The organism is Mesorhizobium sp. M0500 (assembly GCF_040321165.1).
Classification (GTDB): domain Bacteria; phylum Pseudomonadota; class Alphaproteobacteria; order Rhizobiales; family Rhizobiaceae; genus Mesorhizobium.
Genome location: NZ_JAMYRB010000002.1, coordinates 654,792 through 670,149 on the forward strand (window position 1 = coordinate 654,792; position 15,358 = coordinate 670,149).

Sequence of the window (15,358 nt, forward strand, 5' to 3'; positions counted from 1 at the left end):
CTTCAGTTGGAAGGATGCAGGATGTAAAAGCACCTGCTGGCGAATGGCGTATCGGCAATTTCTTCATCGCCAACGACAAGCTCGAAGCTGCTGTGCACGGACATTGTCCTGCGCTCAACGATGCAAGGAACCTGCGAGGCGGCGCGATCCAGTTCCGGCGCATGGTCGATGGCAACGACATGGGCATTGTTGATCGGCGAAGAAAGCAGCTGGCCAAACGGTCCGCGGCTTTCGTAGGGCTTTGGCGAACAGCCGAGCAGCACGAGGCCGCAGCTGCGCGGCTGGTGCTGGCGGATGGACGCCGATGATCCGGACAGATGCAACAGGCTCTCTCCGGCACCGGGCAATAGCCAAGCGGCTTGCAGCATGATCACGTCCGCGGAATCAAACAGTCTTGCGGGAGGCAAGATTGCGTTGTGTCGCCCAAAATCCCAACATACAAGACGAATTATGATGGATGTCACGCAACCACGCAATGCCATGGACTGGCACGAGCAAGCCTTGGACCTCACGCGGGGAATTGCTGCTTATGTCAACTGCCCTCTCGTGGCAGGGCTGGCGCGCGTCGTCGCCAAGCATCCGAAGGCCGATATCGCCAACGCCTTCAACCACAAGCAGGTCGCCTGCAAGATGTGGGCGCTCGACAGGCTGTTCGAAAGCGGCGGCGGCCGCTTCGGGCGCATATGGGTTCTGGGTGGATGGTACGGCGTATTGCCGGCAATGCTTTTCAACGACGCCCGCTTCGACATCGCGGCGGTCGATAGCATCGACATCGATCCCGAAGTCGCGCCGGTCGCCCGGACCCTCAACCGGGAAGCCGGCGACCGGTTCCGGGCGCTGACGGCAGATATGTACGCACTCGACTATGCGGCCGGGCGGCCCGATCTGATGATCAATACGAGCTGCGAACACATAGCCGATCTGCGCGCCTGGCTTGCTCTGCTTCCGCCGGGCACGAATGTACTGCTGCAATCGAACGATTATTTCAGCGAGCCGACGCACATCAACTGCGTGGCTTCGCTTGCAGCCTTCGAGGAAATGGCGGGGCTACGGGAGGTGCGGTTCTCCGGCGAACTGCCGACAAAAAATTATACGCGCTTCATGCTGATTGGAACTGTTTAATGCATTTCGCCCAAAAGCGCGTAGCGGTTTTGGGACAACGACACGCATAAAAACAGGACTTGAAGCGCGTCGCACGAATCTCACCAGACGCGACGCGCGTTAGAGCATTTGCAGGAAAGTGTGGAAACGGCTTTCCGTCCGGAATTGCGTCAAAACAAAGAGACAGAGCGGTTCTGCGTGAAACGATGAACCGCTCTAGGATCTATCGTCTGTTTAATCATGAACTTTTCCGAAACCGGGCCCCACATTTAGGGACCATGTTCGATGCCGCTCGCGCAGGATTTGCGCGGAGCGACGCGCGCCTTCCAGATCGAGACGATGCGCGGATGGCGTCGGTTCCACAAGCGCTTGTTCGATCGCTTGCGCCAAACCTTCAGGCGTCAGGTCCTTTTCCATCAGCACCGTTGCAAGACCGAGTTCTTCGAGCATCAGGGCGCGAACCGTCTGTTCGGTTTCCCCGCCGGCTGCAAATGGGACGAGCAGGGAGCGACAGCCCGCGCGCAGGACATCGCAGACCGTGTTGTAACCCGCCTGCGAGACTGACAGGCGGGCGCCGGTCAGCAGGCTGGCGAAATCCTCGCGGAACCGGAAGATGGACAGGCCCGGCGTGGCATCGCGTGCGATCGCGTCAAACTCGTCTTTCGGCAGGTTTGGGCCGGTGATCAAACACCATTTCCAAGCGTTGTTGGCATTCCGCGCCGCTGCGATGGTGGATCTGACGAGGCTCTTTCCGGCAGCCCCGCCGCCAACCGACACCAGAACGTCGAAGCGCTCGGAGGCCGCGGGCGATGGCGGCGCGGCAACGAGCCCCGTGTAGGTGACCTCGGCCCTGATCGCCCCAGCCAGTGGAAATGTCTTGTCGATGGTTGCGAAAGCCGGATCGCCGTGGACCATAACAAGATCGAAATGCCTGTTGATGAGATCGACCGTTTCCTCGTTTCGGCCCAGCTTGACGCGCTCCTGGAGGATATCACGGACGGACGTCGCCAGCAGCGGTCTGGGCGACGTCGCGTCGATGGCCTCGATCAGCGGCAAGAGTTCGAAACGCATCTGCCGGCGTCCAAATGGAAACGCCTCGACAATGACGATATCAGGCCTGCAATCCCGGAATGCCTGCAGCAGCATCTCTGAACGCCATTTCTTGAAATCATCGTCGATCGGGTTGCCTTGCAGGTCGACAAGTCCCGAAAATCCTTCATCACCGGAGGTGACAGGTGGCAGGGTTACAGATTGTACACCCAGTCCCGGAAACCCGGCGATCGGCGCTCCGCCGGTCACGACGGTAACGTCAAACCCGTCATCGACCAGAGCCGCCGCAATGCGGCTGGCGCGGGCGAGATGGCCGATGCCGAGCAGGTGCTGGACATAGAAGAAAGCGCGCAGCCGCTTCATTCGGCGGCCCGCCACTCCCGCTCGAACAGTTCCTTGAGCTGTCCAATGCTTGCCATATGATCGAAATTGCCGCGCACGCGCCGCTCTGCGGCGTCGCCGAGGCGGTCGCGGAGCACGGGATCACGGATCAGGCGCTCCAGCGCCTGTGCCAGGGCAATCGGGTTTTCCGTCGGAACCAGCAACCCGGTTTCATCCGGCGATAAAAGCTCCGGCACGCCGGAAATATCGGTCGACACGCAGGCAAGCCGCTGGCTAGCCGCCTCCACCAGAACGTTCGGCAGACCGTCGCGGTCGCCATTTGCGGTGATCCTGCAGGCCAGGGCGAAGATGTCGGCGCGGCGGTAGTGCTCAAGCACCTCCTCCTGCGCAAGCGCGCCTTTCCAAGAGACGCGACCATCCAGGCCGAGCTTTTGCGCCAGCGCCTTGAACCGTTCCAGTTCTTCGCCGCCGCCGATATGCTCGAAACGCCACGCCAAATCGCCGGGCAACAGGGCAAGGGCCTCCAGCAACGTATCGTAACCTTTCTTTTCAACGGCGCGCCCGACACTCAGAACGACAACCGGTTCGTCCGGAGCCGAGCCGTCATGCTGCTTTCGCGCCTCGCCGAAACTGCCGAAGCGATCAAGGTCGAGCCCATGATAGCTCAGATGCACAGACGAGTTGCCGTTAGCGAGTTTTTTCAGACGGTCGAAGCCGGTTTTCGTGCAAGTGACCGTCCAGCGCGCCGAGGAAAGCTTGCCGGCCAGGTCCCAGTCCGCCGAAGTCCAGATGTCCTTGGCATGGGCCGAGCAGGTCCAGGGCAGGCCACGAAGCTGGCTGGCATAGCGCGTCACCGATGCAGGCGTGTGCGCGAAATGTGCATGCAGCCAGCCCGCGTTTTCCGGCCATTCGGCCGCCAGCACGAGCGCTTGCCCGAAGCGGCGCGCGCGATTGCGCGTAAAGTCGTGGGGGAGATCGGCAGCCAGCGATCCGAGCGCGCGCCAGAAGCACGGCCGCAGCAGATAAGCAAACAGCGAGCGAAGCACGCGCAACGGCTCTTCATGCAGATATTCCGGCAGATAATGGACGGGCGCTTTGATCTCGTCATGCACGGGGTGGCGTTTTTCGTCGGTCGGCCGCCTGAGCGCGACGAGTATCAGGTCGAACCCCGCACGCTCAAGACCGAGCAGTTCCTGCGCGATGAAGGTTTCGGACAGCCGCGGGTAACCCTTCAGAACCACGACGATCTTGCGATGTTGCAACTCAGGTCATTCCTTCAATGACCGAAAGGTGATGGCCGGCCCGCCGGTCGAGCAGTTCCGCGACGATTTCGGAAATATGAGGCAGCCCCTCCAGCGTCAGATGCGGATTGCTCTGCGATGGGCGGGGCCGGTCCGGCAGCACCTTCAGTGCATCAGCAAACCGCCGGGAATCCTCGGCTTCTTCCGGCAAAAGCATCTCGATGAGGCCGAGTTCGGCTGCGCGCCGTGCGCGGATCAGTTGTTCCTGGCGGGGCTCGACGCGCGGCACGATCAGCGCCGGCTTGTCGAAAGACAGTATCTCGCAATAGGTGTTGTAGCCGCCCATCGCCACTACCGCCTTGGCGCCGGCAATCAGGTCTTCCATGCGGTTGTCGAACTCGATGATCTTGATGTAGGGGATCTTGGACCCCTTCTTGAGCAGCTTGTTGCGCTTGCGCGCCGGCATGTAAGGCCCAAGCACGATCAGGGCTCTATGCTGCAATTGCGGATCCTGCTGATAGGCATCGATGACGTCGTGGATCAGATCGGCGCCGTCACCGCCGCCACCGGTAGTAACGAGGATATAGTCGCCCTCGGGCCGGTGGCCGGGCAACTCGTTCCGCTGCAGGCTCCGTTGCAGGAAACCGACGAACCTCATCTTTGCCCTGACAGCCGGGGGCACATCCAAGCCGGTCAACGGATCGTAGAAATCCGGCGGACCATAGGCCCAGACCTTGTCGTAGAAGACGCCTATCTTGCGCATCACGTCTCTGCGTGCCCACTCTGCTTCGAGCAGATGCGGCGCATCCATCACCTCGCGCAGGCCAAGCACCAGCGTGGTGCCCCGCGTCTTGAGGTAGGACAGCGTGTCCTCAATCTCACCGCGCAGGCCGAGCGGTTCCTTGTCGACGATGAAGATATCCGGCCGGAAGGTCTCAGCTGTATGGCGGATGATCGACTGGCGCATCCTTAGCGTCTCATGCAGATCGATGTCCTTTTCCAGCGAGGTGTATTCGCCGTTGCGCAGCTTGATGACGCTGGGGATCTTCACGAAGTCGACACGGGCGCGGTAGTCGAAGGCGCCAGCGATAGTCGCACCCGAAATGATAAGCACCTGAAGTCCGCGGAAATCCTCGACCAGCGAATGCGCGATAGTCCGGCAGCGCTGCAAATGGCCGAGCCCGAACGTGTCGTGGCTGTACATGAGAATTCGAGCGTTTTCTGCGTGCTGGGTCATTGTTGAACGTCTCTTAGAATTCTCGCCTTGAGGACCGTGAGCGACCCGCAGGATTCGAAACCATCCTCGCGGGTCTACCGACCTGTTCTGAAACATGAGGGCGCAATTTTCAATTCGTATTACAAAGAGGGTCCATATGCTGAAACCAGGAAGCTACGTCTGCTCAGCGGCCTGCTTGCCACGTGGTCCAGAAGAACCTGCATCATTTCACTGGTATTGACCATCTCGGATTCTCGGCGGCCTTGACCGCTGCGAAAAACGTGGAAACTCCAGAATGGAATAAGGTATGGGCTGGGTACTTCACTCCGAGCGTCTAAGCCAAGCTCCTAAACCATGATGTGCCTTGGCGGTGGGAAGCCGGAGCGTTGACGGAGTAGGGGACACGTTCGAACCGCCTAGATCTTGACTTCTCAGACCAGAATCTAGGGGTCAGGAGTTCGACTCTTTTCGGGCGAGCCAATTGAACTCACTAGCTTTTTGGACGCCATGGGCGCATGAACTCGCCGATTGCAGGCGTGTCAAAGCTGACCTGTTTGCCGCCAACGACAGCGCCGGCCTTCGGGCCAGCATCCGAGTCTTCGATCCCTTTTCCGGTTGTACCGCGCAGGTAATATTCGGCTTCCATATATATTCGAGATTGAGGGCGAACCGGAAAAAATGTCTTCGTCTTTGACCTCATCCTGCGCATAGGCCCGGGAAACCGGGCAAGGCCGGTGGCCGAAGCGAGCGTTGCTCCCAGGCCAAACTGCAACGCGCGGCGGCGCGAAACACGAAATGCAGGCGTGACGCGGATCATGGCTTCCTCCCAAAAGCCCGCCGGCATCAAACATTTTGGCACCTCAAAAGCGCGCCTGCGCTCCCAACTTCACGAAATGTGGAATGTTCCTCAATCACCTTGAATGATCTCACCGATGGCCGAGCAGCTAGGTTTCCTCGACCCTAGCCTGATGTCAGCCGACGCACACTGCGCTGTAGCGGCGCCGGATCTGCCGGCAGCAAAAATCCCGCCGCTGCGGTCGTCCGAAGTACGCTGTCGATAAAATTCAGGACTTTTGCGTATCGATTTCGGACCAAGGTCCGTCTTGTAGAATACTGTATTTGAACAAAGCTAGGTAACAGCCGACTTTCGGATTCGAAAGTCCTGACGTTTTTCATCTGAAACCCATCCTGGCGGGAGGGCGACTCGAAGGAGGAACTATGAAAACGCGCACCTGTCTATTCGCGACTGTAGCCGCTCTCACCCTTGTCGCATCTCCGGTACTCGCTGCTCCCGGGGGCAATGGCAATGGCAACGGCAATGGCGGCAGCAACGGTAACGGCGGAAACTCGGCTGGGGCCGGCTCGCAGGGACACGGAGCCGCCACTTCCGCCGCGGCCAAGGACAAGTCGACGACCGGCGTTGCTCATGCAATGGCGGTCGTTGCCACGACACCGGCCTCACCGCAGGCTACGCTGGCCTTGCAGGCAGCGCTGGATAGGAAGGCCGCGAAAGACGCGGCAGACACTGCCGACGACACTTCCGACGAAACCGAGTAAGCATTCGAAACAGACCACTCGTCGCGTTGAAAGCCGTGGTTCGCCGCGGCTTTTTTCGTTTCCCGACGACGAACTCTCAAGGTGAACAGCGCTTCCAGAAAAAAGCTGCTCCACGGCGGCACTGAAGCTACGCTAAGGCCAAACGCCGCCGCATCGGCGTCGGATTCGAGTGCATTCGAGGAGATCCCATGACCGGCTTTGTCGACCGCGAGCGCGCAACTGACCTGATGCAGCGCGCCGGCATCGAGGCGCTGGTGCTTTGCGAGCCCGAGGCGTTCCAATATGCCACCGGTGCCTGGATCGGCCCGGCCGGCCTGTTCCGGCGGGCCGGCGCCGGTTTCGTCGTTATTCCCAAGCGAGGCGACCTGCCGATCGGCGTCGTGGTGGCGGATTTCCAGGCTGCCCGGCTCCGGGCGGCGATGGCCGGCGCCGTGCTGCGCACGCATGCGATCTGGATCGAATCGGCGTCGCTCGAGCCGGCGACGGCTGACCGGCCTGTTGCGCAGCGCATCGAGGCCGGCCTGGTTGGCCGCGCTCCCGGTTTTTCACGTCCGGCGACCTTTGAGCTTGCCCGCTCCGTCCGCGAGCTGAAAACGATCTTTACAGAATTCGGGCTGGAGCGTGCGACGCTCGGCATCGAGCTGGATTTCGTCTCGGCCAGCGATTTTTCCGCGCTGCAGGCGATGTTGCCGGGCACTGCCCTGGTCAACGGCTCACCGGTTCTCGACAGGCTGCGGGCAATCAAATCGCAGAGCGAGATCGACCTTCTGCAGCAGGGCATCGCCCTGTCGGAAGCCGGCCTGTCGCGGCTGCAGCAGCATGCGACGACCGGCATGCGTCAGTCTGAGCTGGTCGCGCTTTACCGGCAAGGCGTCGCGGATGCAGCCGCCGGGTCGTCGCAGCAAATCTCGACGGCGGAATACGTCACGCTGGGCGCTCGCCCAAAAGGCGCCGACGCCGTCGCCGCCGCCGGCGATCCGCTGAAGGCCGACATGGTGTGCAGCGTGAACGGCTATGCCTCGGATATGTCGCGGAATTTCACCTTCGGGCCGCCGTCGCCCGAACAGGCCGAATTGCATGCGATAGCCGAACGCGCCTTCGCCGACGGGCTTGTCGCGCTTATGCCCGGAAAGCCGTTAGCCGCCGTGCATCGCGCCGCCAGCGAAAGCCTGGCGCGCCAGGGCCTGCGTTCCTATCGCCGCGGCCATTTCGGCCACGGCGTCGGCCATTCCGTGTTTTCCGAGCAATGGCCGTTCATCTCGGCCGACAGCAATGTCGTGATCGAGGCCGGCATGGTGCTGGCATTCGAGATCCCGCTCTACATCGACGGTCTCGCCAGCTTCAATCTCGAGGACCAGTTCCTGATCACCGCCAACGGGCCGTCGCCGATGAACCGCCTGCCGAGGCGCCTGGATATTATCGGCTGAATCCAGCCGTTATCTGGCGCCGGCCACGCCCCTGCGGAAATCCGACGGCGACATGCCGGAAAGCTTGCGGAACGACTTGTTGAAGGCACTGAGCGAGCCGAAGCCCGATTCCATGGCGACGCGCAGCACATTGGCATCCTGATGCATCAGCAGCGCCTGCGCGTAGCTGAGGCGCAGCAAATTCACATATTCATTGAGCGTCATGCCGGTCGATTTCTTGAAGATGCTCATGGCGTATTTGGGATGGATATCGGCCGCCGCGGCGATGTCGACGCAATCGATCTCGTAGAGGAAATTCTCGGCGATGAAGTCGCACATGCGCCCGACATTGCGCAGCGATTGCTGATCGAAGGGACTGCCTATCTCCTGTTCGACCGGGGTTTCGGGCACCAGCCGGTAAGGCTCGAAGCGCACCCGCTCCAGCCGCAGCAAAAGCTCGTTGACGGCATGCTCGGCCTTGACCGGGTCGCCGGAGCGGGCATAGCGGTTCCAGCGCTCGAAATTGTGGTCGTCGGACGGGTCGGTGGCGTCGGTCACCAGCGTCGCGCCGGTCATCAGCCTGTTGCGGACATCGACGGGCAAATGCAGCCGGAAGAAATGCACCAGCGGCAGATGCGCGCCGGCGTAGATGGCATCGTCGGAGGCTTCGTCCATCTGGTGCGGCAGGCCGCCCCAGAACAGGCACATGTCGCCCGCAGAAAGCGAAATCCCGTGCCCGTCCATGCGGTAATGCACGGCGCCGCGCACGATGAAATTCACCTCGACCTGGGCGTGCCAATGCGGCTTGAGCATCACGAGGGGCTGGGTGTGGAACATCTGCAGCAGCAGCGGCAGGCCCTCCACGCTGCTGGCGCCAGGCTGGTAAAACGGCCTTTCCGGCATCTTACTTTCCGCTCATTTCTTATTCCCTTTGTCGCGGACAAGGCTTTCCCGAGGCCTAGTCTAGCCACGCTCACAAACAGAGAGCAACTGAAATGGGAGGATTTCAATGCGCATAAAATTGACCTGCGCCGCGCTCGCGCTTGCCTTGGGCTCCAGCCCGGCCTTTGCGCAGTCCGGTGAAATCACGATCTGGAGCTGGAATATCGCCGCTTCGTCGCTGAAGGCCACCATAGCGGGCTTCAACAAGCAGTATCCCGACATCAAGGTGACGGTCGAGGACCTTGGCAACCAGCCGACCTACGACAAATCGATCGCCGGCTGTGCCGCCGGCGGCGAGGGGCTGCCTGACATCGTTACGATCGAGAACGGCGAAGCCGAAAACTACTGGAGCCAGTTCCCGGATTGCTTCGTTGACCTGCATACGCTCGGCTACACCGCGGAAGACCAGGCAAAATTCCCCGACTTCAAGCGTACCGAGCTCGAGGTTGACGACAAGGCCTATGCGATGCCCTGGGATTCCGGTCCAGTGGCGATGTTCTACCGCCGCGACTTCTACGAGAAGGCTGGCGTCGATCCGTCCTCGATCAAGACCTGGGACGATTTCATCGCCGCCGCCAAGAAAATCCAGGCCGCCAATCCCGGCGTCACGATGACCAACGCCGATTTCAACGGCGATTCCGAATTCTTCCGCATGATCTCCAACGAGCAGGGTTGCGCCTACTTCTCCGCCGACGGGCAATCGATCACGGTCAACCAGCCCAAATGCGTCGATGCCATGACCAAGATCAAGGAGATGAAGGACGCCGGCATCATTTCCTCTGCCGACTGGAGCACCAAGATCACCAACAACACCGCCGGCAAGGTCGCCACGCAGATGTATGGCGGCTGGTATGAAGGCACCGTGCGCACCGAATCGCCCGATGGGGCAGGCAAATGGGGCGTCTATCTGATGCCGAGCCTGACCGCCGACGGTCCGCGCGCCGCCAATCTCGGCGGCTCCTCGCTCGCCATCACCTCGGTGTCGAAGAACAAGGAAGCCGCCTACGCCTATCTGAAATACACGCTTGCGACGAATGAGGGCCAGATCACCATGCTGAAAGGCTTCGGCCTGGTGCCGTCGCTGATCTCGGCGCTCAACGACCCTTATGTCTCCGAAGGCCTGCCCTATTGGGGTGGCCAAGCCGTGTGGAAGGACATCCTCGGCACCTTGCCCAAGGTCGTCCCCAGCCGCGGCACGCCGTTCCAGAGCGACGCCGAAATCATCATCCGCGCGGTGCAGACCAAATATCTGGCCGGCGGCTATCCCGACGCCAAGGCAGCGCTCGACGATGCCGCAAGCCAGATCGCCGCGGCGACCGGCCTGCCGGTCAAGTCGTGATCTAGACGAGGCGGCTCCGAGCGCGCGGCTCCCCTTCTCCCCTTGTGGGAGAAGGTATCGCCGAAGGCGACGGATGAGGGGTGCTCCAGCTTGGCGCCGGCGGCACTCCGGCCATCACCCCTCAACCGTCTCGGCGCTACGCGCCGATCCACCTTCTCCCACAAGGGGAGAAGGCAAGAACTTGAAACCAGAAAGGAGGAAAACGATGCGCTACCAGAACGCCACGGCGTATCGCTTCCTCGCGCCGTATCTGCTGATTTTTTCGATCTTCTGGCTGTGGCCGATCATCGATTCCTTCCTGATCTCGTTCCAGGCGACGCGCACCGTGCCGTGGCGCTTCGCGCCGACCTTCAACTGGGGCCGGCTGATCGGCGATCCGGCCTTCTTCAATGCCTTGAAGAACACATTGCTGATCCTTGTCATCCAGGTGCCGGTGATGATTTCGCTGGCGATTGTGATGGCGGTGCTTTTGAATTCGCCACTGCTCAAGGCCCGTGGCCTGTTCCGCTTTGCCTTCTTCGCGCCGGTCGTGGTCGGCGAGGTCGCCTATTCGGCGGTTTTCCGGCTGATGTTCAATCTCGACTACGGCATCATCAACAAATTGCTGAACAGCATCGGCCTGCCCAGTGTCGACTGGTTTACCAACGTCACCCCGGCGATGGCGGTGATCATGATGGCGGTGACGTGGCGCTGGGCCGGCTACAACGCCATCATCCTGCTCGCCGGCCTGCAGTCGATTCCCGAGGATGTCTACGAGGCGGCGACCCTGGACCGGGTCAGCAAGGTCAAACAGTTCTTCTACATCACGCTGCCGCTGCTCGAGCCGATCATCGTGTTCTGCGCCGTGCTGTCGATCATCGGCACCATGCAGCTGTTCACCGAGCCCTTCCTGATCACCGAGCGCGGCGGGCCGGGCGGCGGCACCGAAACGCTCGGGCTGCTGCTTTACCGCCAGGGCTTCCGGTCGCTCAATTTCGGCTACGCTTCGGCCGTCGCCTACACCATGGCCGGGCTGGCGATTGCCATTTCGCTGGTGCAGATATGGCTGACGAGGGAACCGAAATGACCTCGCACTCAAGAGTCAGCCGTTCCCAGGCCAGATTGGGACGCAGCATCGCGCTGCATCTGTTCCTGACGCCGCTGGCGCTGGTCTGGCTGTTTCCGCTGTGGATGATGGTGGTTTTTTCGACGATGCCCGACAACGGCATCTTCAGCCCCGACATCGAGCTTTTGCCGCATGGCAATTTCCTCGACAATGTCAGCAATCTGCAGCGCGGCACCAATTTCATCGGCGCCATCGGCATCTCCGTCTCGGTGGCGGTGACCTATACCTTCCTGTCGGTGATGCTGACCTCGATGGCCGGCTGGGCGCTGGCGCGTTACAACTTCTTCGGCAAGGGCATGGTCGTCGCCATCATCTTCGGCACCATCACGCTGCCCTATGCGGTCGTGCTGATCCCGCAATTCATCATGGTGGCGCGCGACTTCAAGCTCGCCAACACTTGGGTGGCGCTGATCGTGCCGCCGCTGTTCAATTCGCTGGGCGTGCTCTTCATGCGGCAGAGTTTTTCGATGATGCCGCACGAGCTGTTCGACGCCGCCAAGGTCGAGGGCGTCAAGGAATGGCGGATATTCCTGTTCGTCGCACTGCCTCTGGCGCGGCCGATGCTGGCGGCGCTCGCCATCATCCTCTTCCTTGCCTCCTGGAACAACTATCTCTGGCCGCTGCTGATCAATTCCAAGCCGGGCGCAATGACCGCGCCCGTGGCGCTCGGCACGCTGATCGGTCTCACCAAGGTGTCCTGGGGCGGCATCATGGCGGGCGCGGTGATGCTGACGGCGCCAATGCTCGTCGTGTTCGTGCTTCTGCAGCGCCATTTCGTTGCCGGCATCGCCGCCGGCGCCATCAAGTAAGGATCAGCATGGCGGCAGTCACACTCAAAAACGTCATCAAGCGCTTCGGCGTCTTCGAGATCGTCCACGGCGCCAATATCGACATCGATGACGGCGAATTCATCGTCTTCGTCGGCCCTTCCGGCTGCGGCAAGTCCACGCTGCTTCGGATGATCGCCGGGCTCGAGGACATCAGCGACGGCGAGATCGCCATTGGCGGCAAGGTGGTGAACGACGTCGAGGCGGCCGATCGCGGCATCGCCATGGTGTTCCAGTCCTACGCGCTCTATCCGCACATGACGGTCGAGCAGAATCTGAGCTTCGGCCTGAGAATGACCGGCAACCCCAAGGCAGATACCGAGCGGCGGGTGAAGCGGGCTTCCGAAATCCTGCGCATCGCCGAGCTGATGAAGCGGCGGCCGCGGCAATTGTCGGGCGGCCAGCGCCAGCGCGTCGCCATCGGCCGCGCCATCGTGCGTGAGCCGCAAGTGTTCCTGTTCGACGAACCGCTCAGCAATCTCGATGCCGAGCTCCGGGTGCAGATGCGCGTCGAGATATCGCGCCTTCATAAGGAACTCGGCGTTACCATGGTCTATGTGACGCACGACCAGACCGAGGCGATGACGCTGGCCGACAGGATCGTCGTGCTCAACGCCGGCAATATCGAGCAGATCGGCGCGCCGCTCGATCTCTACGACGACCCCGCCAACCGCTTCGTTGCCGGCTTCGTCGGCTCGCCGAAAATGAACTTCCTGGCGGCAAAAATGGTCGGGGCCGACAACGGTGCGGCGGTCGTCGAACTGGTCAATCATCGCGGCGCGCGACTGCGCAAGCCGCTTTCGGATGCCTTGCCTGCAACAGGCGGCGATGTCGTGCTTGGCGTGCGGCCGGAGCATTTCTTCGATGCCGGCCAGGGCGATTGCGACCTTACCCTCAAGGCCGACGTCGCCGAGCACTTGGGATCGGTGAGCTATGTCTATGCCAATTCCGGTACCGAGGGCGGACGCGAGGAACTGATCATCGAGCGCGAGGCCTCGCGGCATCGCGCGAACGGCGACGACCTGGTGGTGTCGATCAAAGCCGACCGCTCGCTTCTCTTCGACGCCACCGGCGCACGCATTCGCTAACCCATCTTTCTTTTGTCCGATCGCGATTGCTCGCGGCCACCCACGGAGATTTGACATGACGTCCAAACCAGAAAAAGTTCGCTGGGGCATTCTCGGGCCCGGCAACATCGCCAAGGCTTTTGCCGGGGGCGTCGCCCATTCGCGCACCGGCACATTGGTCGCCTTAGGGGCGCGCAATCCCGGCAAGGCGGGGCTCACCGAGGCTTTCCCCGGCGCTCGCATCCTGGACGGCTACGAGGCTTTGGTTGGCGATCCGGATGTCGACGCGATCTATATTTCGACGCCGCATCCGAGCCATGCCGAATGGGCGATCAAGGCGGCCGAGGCCGGAAAGCACGTGCTTTGCGAAAAGCCGCTTGGCCTGACCGCATTCGAAGCCGACGCCATGATCCATGCCGCGCGCAAGGCCGGCACCTTTCTCGGCGAAGCCTTCATGTACCGGCTGCATCCGCAGACGGCCAAGCTGGTCGAGCTGATCAGGGCCGACGCGATCGGCGACATCAAGATGATCAAATCCAGCTTCGGCTTCGCCATGCCGGGCTTCATGCCGGAGCACCGTCTCTACGCCAAGGATCTCGCCGGCGGCGGCATTCTCGATGTCGGCGGTTATCCCGTCTCGATGGCGCGGCTGATTGCCGGCGCCGCGGCGGGAAAGCCCTTCGCCGAGCCGGACAAAGTCGTCGGCGCTGCGCATCTCGGCCAATCCGGCGTCGACGAATGGGCGTCGGCGCTGTTGCATTTTCCGGGCGGCATCGTCGCGGAAGTGTCCTGCAGCATCTCGCTCGCTCAGGACAATGTCTTGCGTATTCTCGGCAGCAAAGGCCGCATCGAGGTGGCGGATTTCTGGTATGCCGGCGGCCAGCAAGGCGGCACCGGCGAAATCCGCATCATCCGTCCGGGTGACACCGAGGTGGTCGAGGTCACGGAGGACGGCTGGCTGTACGCATTTGAGGTCGACGCCGCCGGCGAGGCCATTCTCGGCGGAAGGCAGGAGTTCGTCTGGCCCGGCATGGGCTGGGCCGACAGTCTCGGCAATCTGCGCGTGCTCGACAAATGGCGGGCCGCAATCGGGCTCGAATACGACATCGAGAAACCGGCAAAGCGGGTCAACACGATCTCCGGACGGAAGCTGCGCTCCGGCGGAACCGCCATCCCCAAGCGCAGCATTCCGGGCCTGCCGCGGCCGGCCTCGTGCCTGGCGCTCGGCTTCGAGGATTTCCGCACCTTTTCGTCGGGCGCCATCCTGCTCGATGCCTATTTCGAGGCCGGCGGCAATCTGTTCGACACCGCCTTCGTCTACGGTTCCGGCTATACCGAGACGCTGCTCGGCCAGTGGCTGAAGAACCGCGGCGTGCGCGAGCAGTCGGTGGTCATCGGCAAGGGCGCGCACTCGCCGCTCTGCTATCCCGACGTCATCGGCAAGCAGCTCACCCAGTCGCTCGAACGGCTGCAGACCGACCATATCGACGTCTATTTCATGCACCGCGACAATCCGGACGTGCCGGTCGACGAATTCGTCGATGCGATGGACCGCGAGGTCAAGGCCGGCCGCATTCGCGGTCCGTTCGGCGGCTCGAACTGGACGATGGAACGCATGGACAAGGCGATTGCCTATGCCGAGCGCACCGGCAAGCAGAAGCCCGGCGCGCTTTCCAACAATTTCTCGCTGGCCGAAATGCTGGAGCCGATCTGGGCAGGCTGCGTCACCTCCTCCAGCGACGAATGGAAGGCCTGGCTCGCCGCCCGGCAGATGCCGAATTTCGCCTGGTCGAGCCAGGGCCGCGGCTTCTTCACCGACCGCGCCGGCCGCGACCGGCGCGACAATGAGGAGCTGGTCCGGGTCTGGTATTCGGAGAGGAATTTCGGCCGTCGCGACCGCGCCATCGAGCTCGCCAGACGGCTGGGCAAGAGCCCGATCCACGTCGCGCTCGCCTATGTCCTGGCGCAGCCGTTTCCGTCCGTCCCGCTGATCGGGCCGCGCACGCTCGACGAATTGGAAGACAGCCTCCAGGCGCTCGACATTTCACTTTCGCCGGACGATCTTGCATGGCTGGATAGCGGTTCGGATCAGGCCCGCGCGCGGGCCTGACGGCAGCGGCGATCGCTTCGGCCTACGTTGGCCCCTTAGCTTCCGGACTGTCTGC

Annotated in this window: 13 protein-coding genes and 1 pseudogene; 8 read left to right on the forward strand and 6 right to left on the reverse strand. The window is 61.9% G+C overall.

Annotation, left to right across the window (positions count from 1 at the left end):
* Nucleotides 1-2 precede the first annotated feature (2 nt).
* The gene (locus NKI70_RS06990; protein WP_352529896.1) at nt 3-323 is read right to left on the reverse strand and encodes a hypothetical protein; all 321 of its coding nucleotides are present in this window, start codon (nt 321-323) and stop codon (nt 3-5) included.
* Between the two features lie 130 nt (nt 324-453).
* Between NKI70_RS06990 and NKI70_RS06995 the strand changes: the two genes are divergently transcribed.
* Nucleotides 454-1,122, forward strand: coding sequence for a class I SAM-dependent methyltransferase (locus NKI70_RS06995; protein ID WP_352697085.1), 669 nt, complete (start codon nt 454-456; stop codon nt 1,120-1,122).
* A gap of 213 nt (nt 1,123-1,335) precedes the next feature.
* On the opposite strand, the gene NKI70_RS07000 is transcribed toward NKI70_RS06995, so the two are convergent.
* From NKI70_RS07000 to NKI70_RS07015, 4 genes and pseudogenes are all read right to left on the reverse strand, one after another.
* On the reverse strand, nt 1,336-2,514 hold the full coding sequence (locus tag NKI70_RS07000) for a glycosyltransferase family protein (RefSeq protein WP_023675953.1): 1,179 nt from the start codon (nt 2,512-2,514) through the stop codon (nt 1,336-1,338).
* The gene (locus tag NKI70_RS07005) at nt 2,511-3,755 is read right to left on the reverse strand and encodes a glycosyltransferase (RefSeq protein WP_352724399.1); all 1,245 of its coding nucleotides are present in this window, start codon (nt 3,753-3,755) and stop codon (nt 2,511-2,513) included. Before NKI70_RS07005 ends, NKI70_RS07000 begins: the two co-directional genes overlap by 4 nt.
* Nucleotide 3,756: 1 nt before the next feature.
* A complete protein-coding gene (locus tag NKI70_RS07010) occupies nt 3,757-4,971 on the reverse strand; it encodes a glycosyltransferase family protein (protein ID WP_023675951.1) in 1,215 nt (404 codons plus the stop codon).
* A 490-nt stretch (nt 4,972-5,461) separates the two neighbouring features.
* A pseudogene (locus NKI70_RS07015) lies at nt 5,462-5,767 on the reverse strand (ferritin-like domain-containing protein); the annotation flags it as partial.
* 401 nt (nt 5,768-6,168) lie between these two features.
* Between NKI70_RS07015 and NKI70_RS07020 the strand changes: the two are divergent.
* Both NKI70_RS07020 and NKI70_RS07025 read left to right on the forward strand, forming a co-directional pair.
* Complete coding sequence (locus NKI70_RS07020; protein WP_023675950.1) at nt 6,169-6,507, forward strand: hypothetical protein; 339 nt, start codon at nt 6,169-6,171, stop codon at nt 6,505-6,507.
* Nucleotides 6,508-6,695: 188 nt separating this feature from the next.
* A complete protein-coding gene (locus tag NKI70_RS07025) occupies nt 6,696-7,934 on the forward strand; it encodes a M24 family metallopeptidase (RefSeq protein ID WP_352724400.1) in 1,239 nt (412 codons plus the stop codon).
* Nucleotides 7,935-7,943: 9 nt separating this feature from the next.
* Here the strand turns inward: NKI70_RS07025 and NKI70_RS07030 are convergent, their stop codons facing one another.
* Nucleotides 7,944-8,816 (reverse strand): helix-turn-helix domain-containing protein, encoded by an 873-nt coding sequence (locus NKI70_RS07030; protein ID WP_352724401.1) that lies wholly within the window; start codon nt 8,814-8,816, stop codon nt 7,944-7,946.
* 106 nt (nt 8,817-8,922) lie between these two features.
* Here NKI70_RS07030 and NKI70_RS07035 point away from each other — a divergent pair, with 106 nt between their 5' ends.
* The 5 genes from NKI70_RS07035 to NKI70_RS07055 all read left to right on the forward strand — a co-directional run bounded on the left by NKI70_RS07035 (nt 8,923) and on the right by NKI70_RS07055 (nt 15,303).
* Nucleotides 8,923-10,194, forward strand: coding sequence for an extracellular solute-binding protein (locus NKI70_RS07035; protein ID WP_023675947.1), 1,272 nt, complete (start codon nt 8,923-8,925; stop codon nt 10,192-10,194).
* 205 nt (nt 10,195-10,399) lie between these two features.
* A complete protein-coding gene (locus NKI70_RS07040) occupies nt 10,400-11,260 on the forward strand; it encodes a carbohydrate ABC transporter permease (RefSeq protein WP_352724402.1) in 861 nt (286 codons plus the stop codon).
* On the forward strand, nt 11,257-12,108 hold the full coding sequence (locus tag NKI70_RS07045; RefSeq protein ID WP_023675945.1) for a carbohydrate ABC transporter permease: 852 nt from the start codon (nt 11,257-11,259) through the stop codon (nt 12,106-12,108). Before NKI70_RS07040 ends, NKI70_RS07045 begins: the two co-directional genes overlap by 4 nt.
* Before the next feature lie 8 nt (nt 12,109-12,116).
* Entirely contained in the window at nt 12,117-13,214 is a 1,098-nt protein-coding gene (locus NKI70_RS07050) for an ABC transporter ATP-binding protein (RefSeq protein ID WP_352724404.1), read from the forward strand.
* Nucleotides 13,215-13,269: 55 nt separating this feature from the next.
* Nucleotides 13,270-15,303 (forward strand): aldo/keto reductase, encoded by a 2,034-nt coding sequence (locus tag NKI70_RS07055; protein WP_352724405.1) that lies wholly within the window; start codon nt 13,270-13,272, stop codon nt 15,301-15,303.
* Nucleotides 15,304-15,358: the final 55 nt, after the last annotated feature.

Bases quoted from the DNA above. Each gene is read 5' to 3' on its own strand.
- NKI70_RS07035 (WP_023675947.1), top strand. From the start codon at position 8,923: ATGCGCATAAAATTGACCTGCGCCGCGCTCGCGCTTGCCTTGGGCTCC.
- NKI70_RS07045 (WP_023675945.1), top strand. From the start codon at position 11,257: ATGACCTCGCACTCAAGAGTCAGCCGTTCCCAGGCCAGATTGGGACGC.
- NKI70_RS07055 (WP_352724405.1), top strand. From the start codon at position 13,270: ATGACGTCCAAACCAGAAAAAGTTCGCTGGGGCATTCTCGGGCCCGGC.
- NKI70_RS06995 (WP_352697085.1), top strand. From the start codon at position 454: ATGGATGTCACGCAACCACGCAATGCCATGGACTGGCACGAGCAAGCC.
- NKI70_RS07020 (WP_023675950.1), top strand. From the start codon at position 6,169: ATGAAAACGCGCACCTGTCTATTCGCGACTGTAGCCGCTCTCACCCTT.
- NKI70_RS07025 (WP_352724400.1), top strand. From the start codon at position 6,696: ATGACCGGCTTTGTCGACCGCGAGCGCGCAACTGACCTGATGCAGCGC.
- NKI70_RS07040 (WP_352724402.1), top strand. From the start codon at position 10,400: ATGCGCTACCAGAACGCCACGGCGTATCGCTTCCTCGCGCCGTATCTG.
- NKI70_RS07050 (WP_352724404.1), top strand. From the start codon at position 12,117: ATGGCGGCAGTCACACTCAAAAACGTCATCAAGCGCTTCGGCGTCTTC.
- NKI70_RS07030 (WP_352724401.1), bottom strand. From the start codon at position 8,816: ATGCCGGAAAGGCCGTTTTACCAGCCTGGCGCCAGCAGCGTGGAGGGC.
- NKI70_RS07000 (WP_023675953.1), bottom strand. From the start codon at position 2,514: ATGAAGCGGCTGCGCGCTTTCTTCTATGTCCAGCACCTGCTCGGCATC.
- NKI70_RS07010 (WP_023675951.1), bottom strand. From the start codon at position 4,971: ATGACCCAGCACGCAGAAAACGCTCGAATTCTCATGTACAGCCACGAC.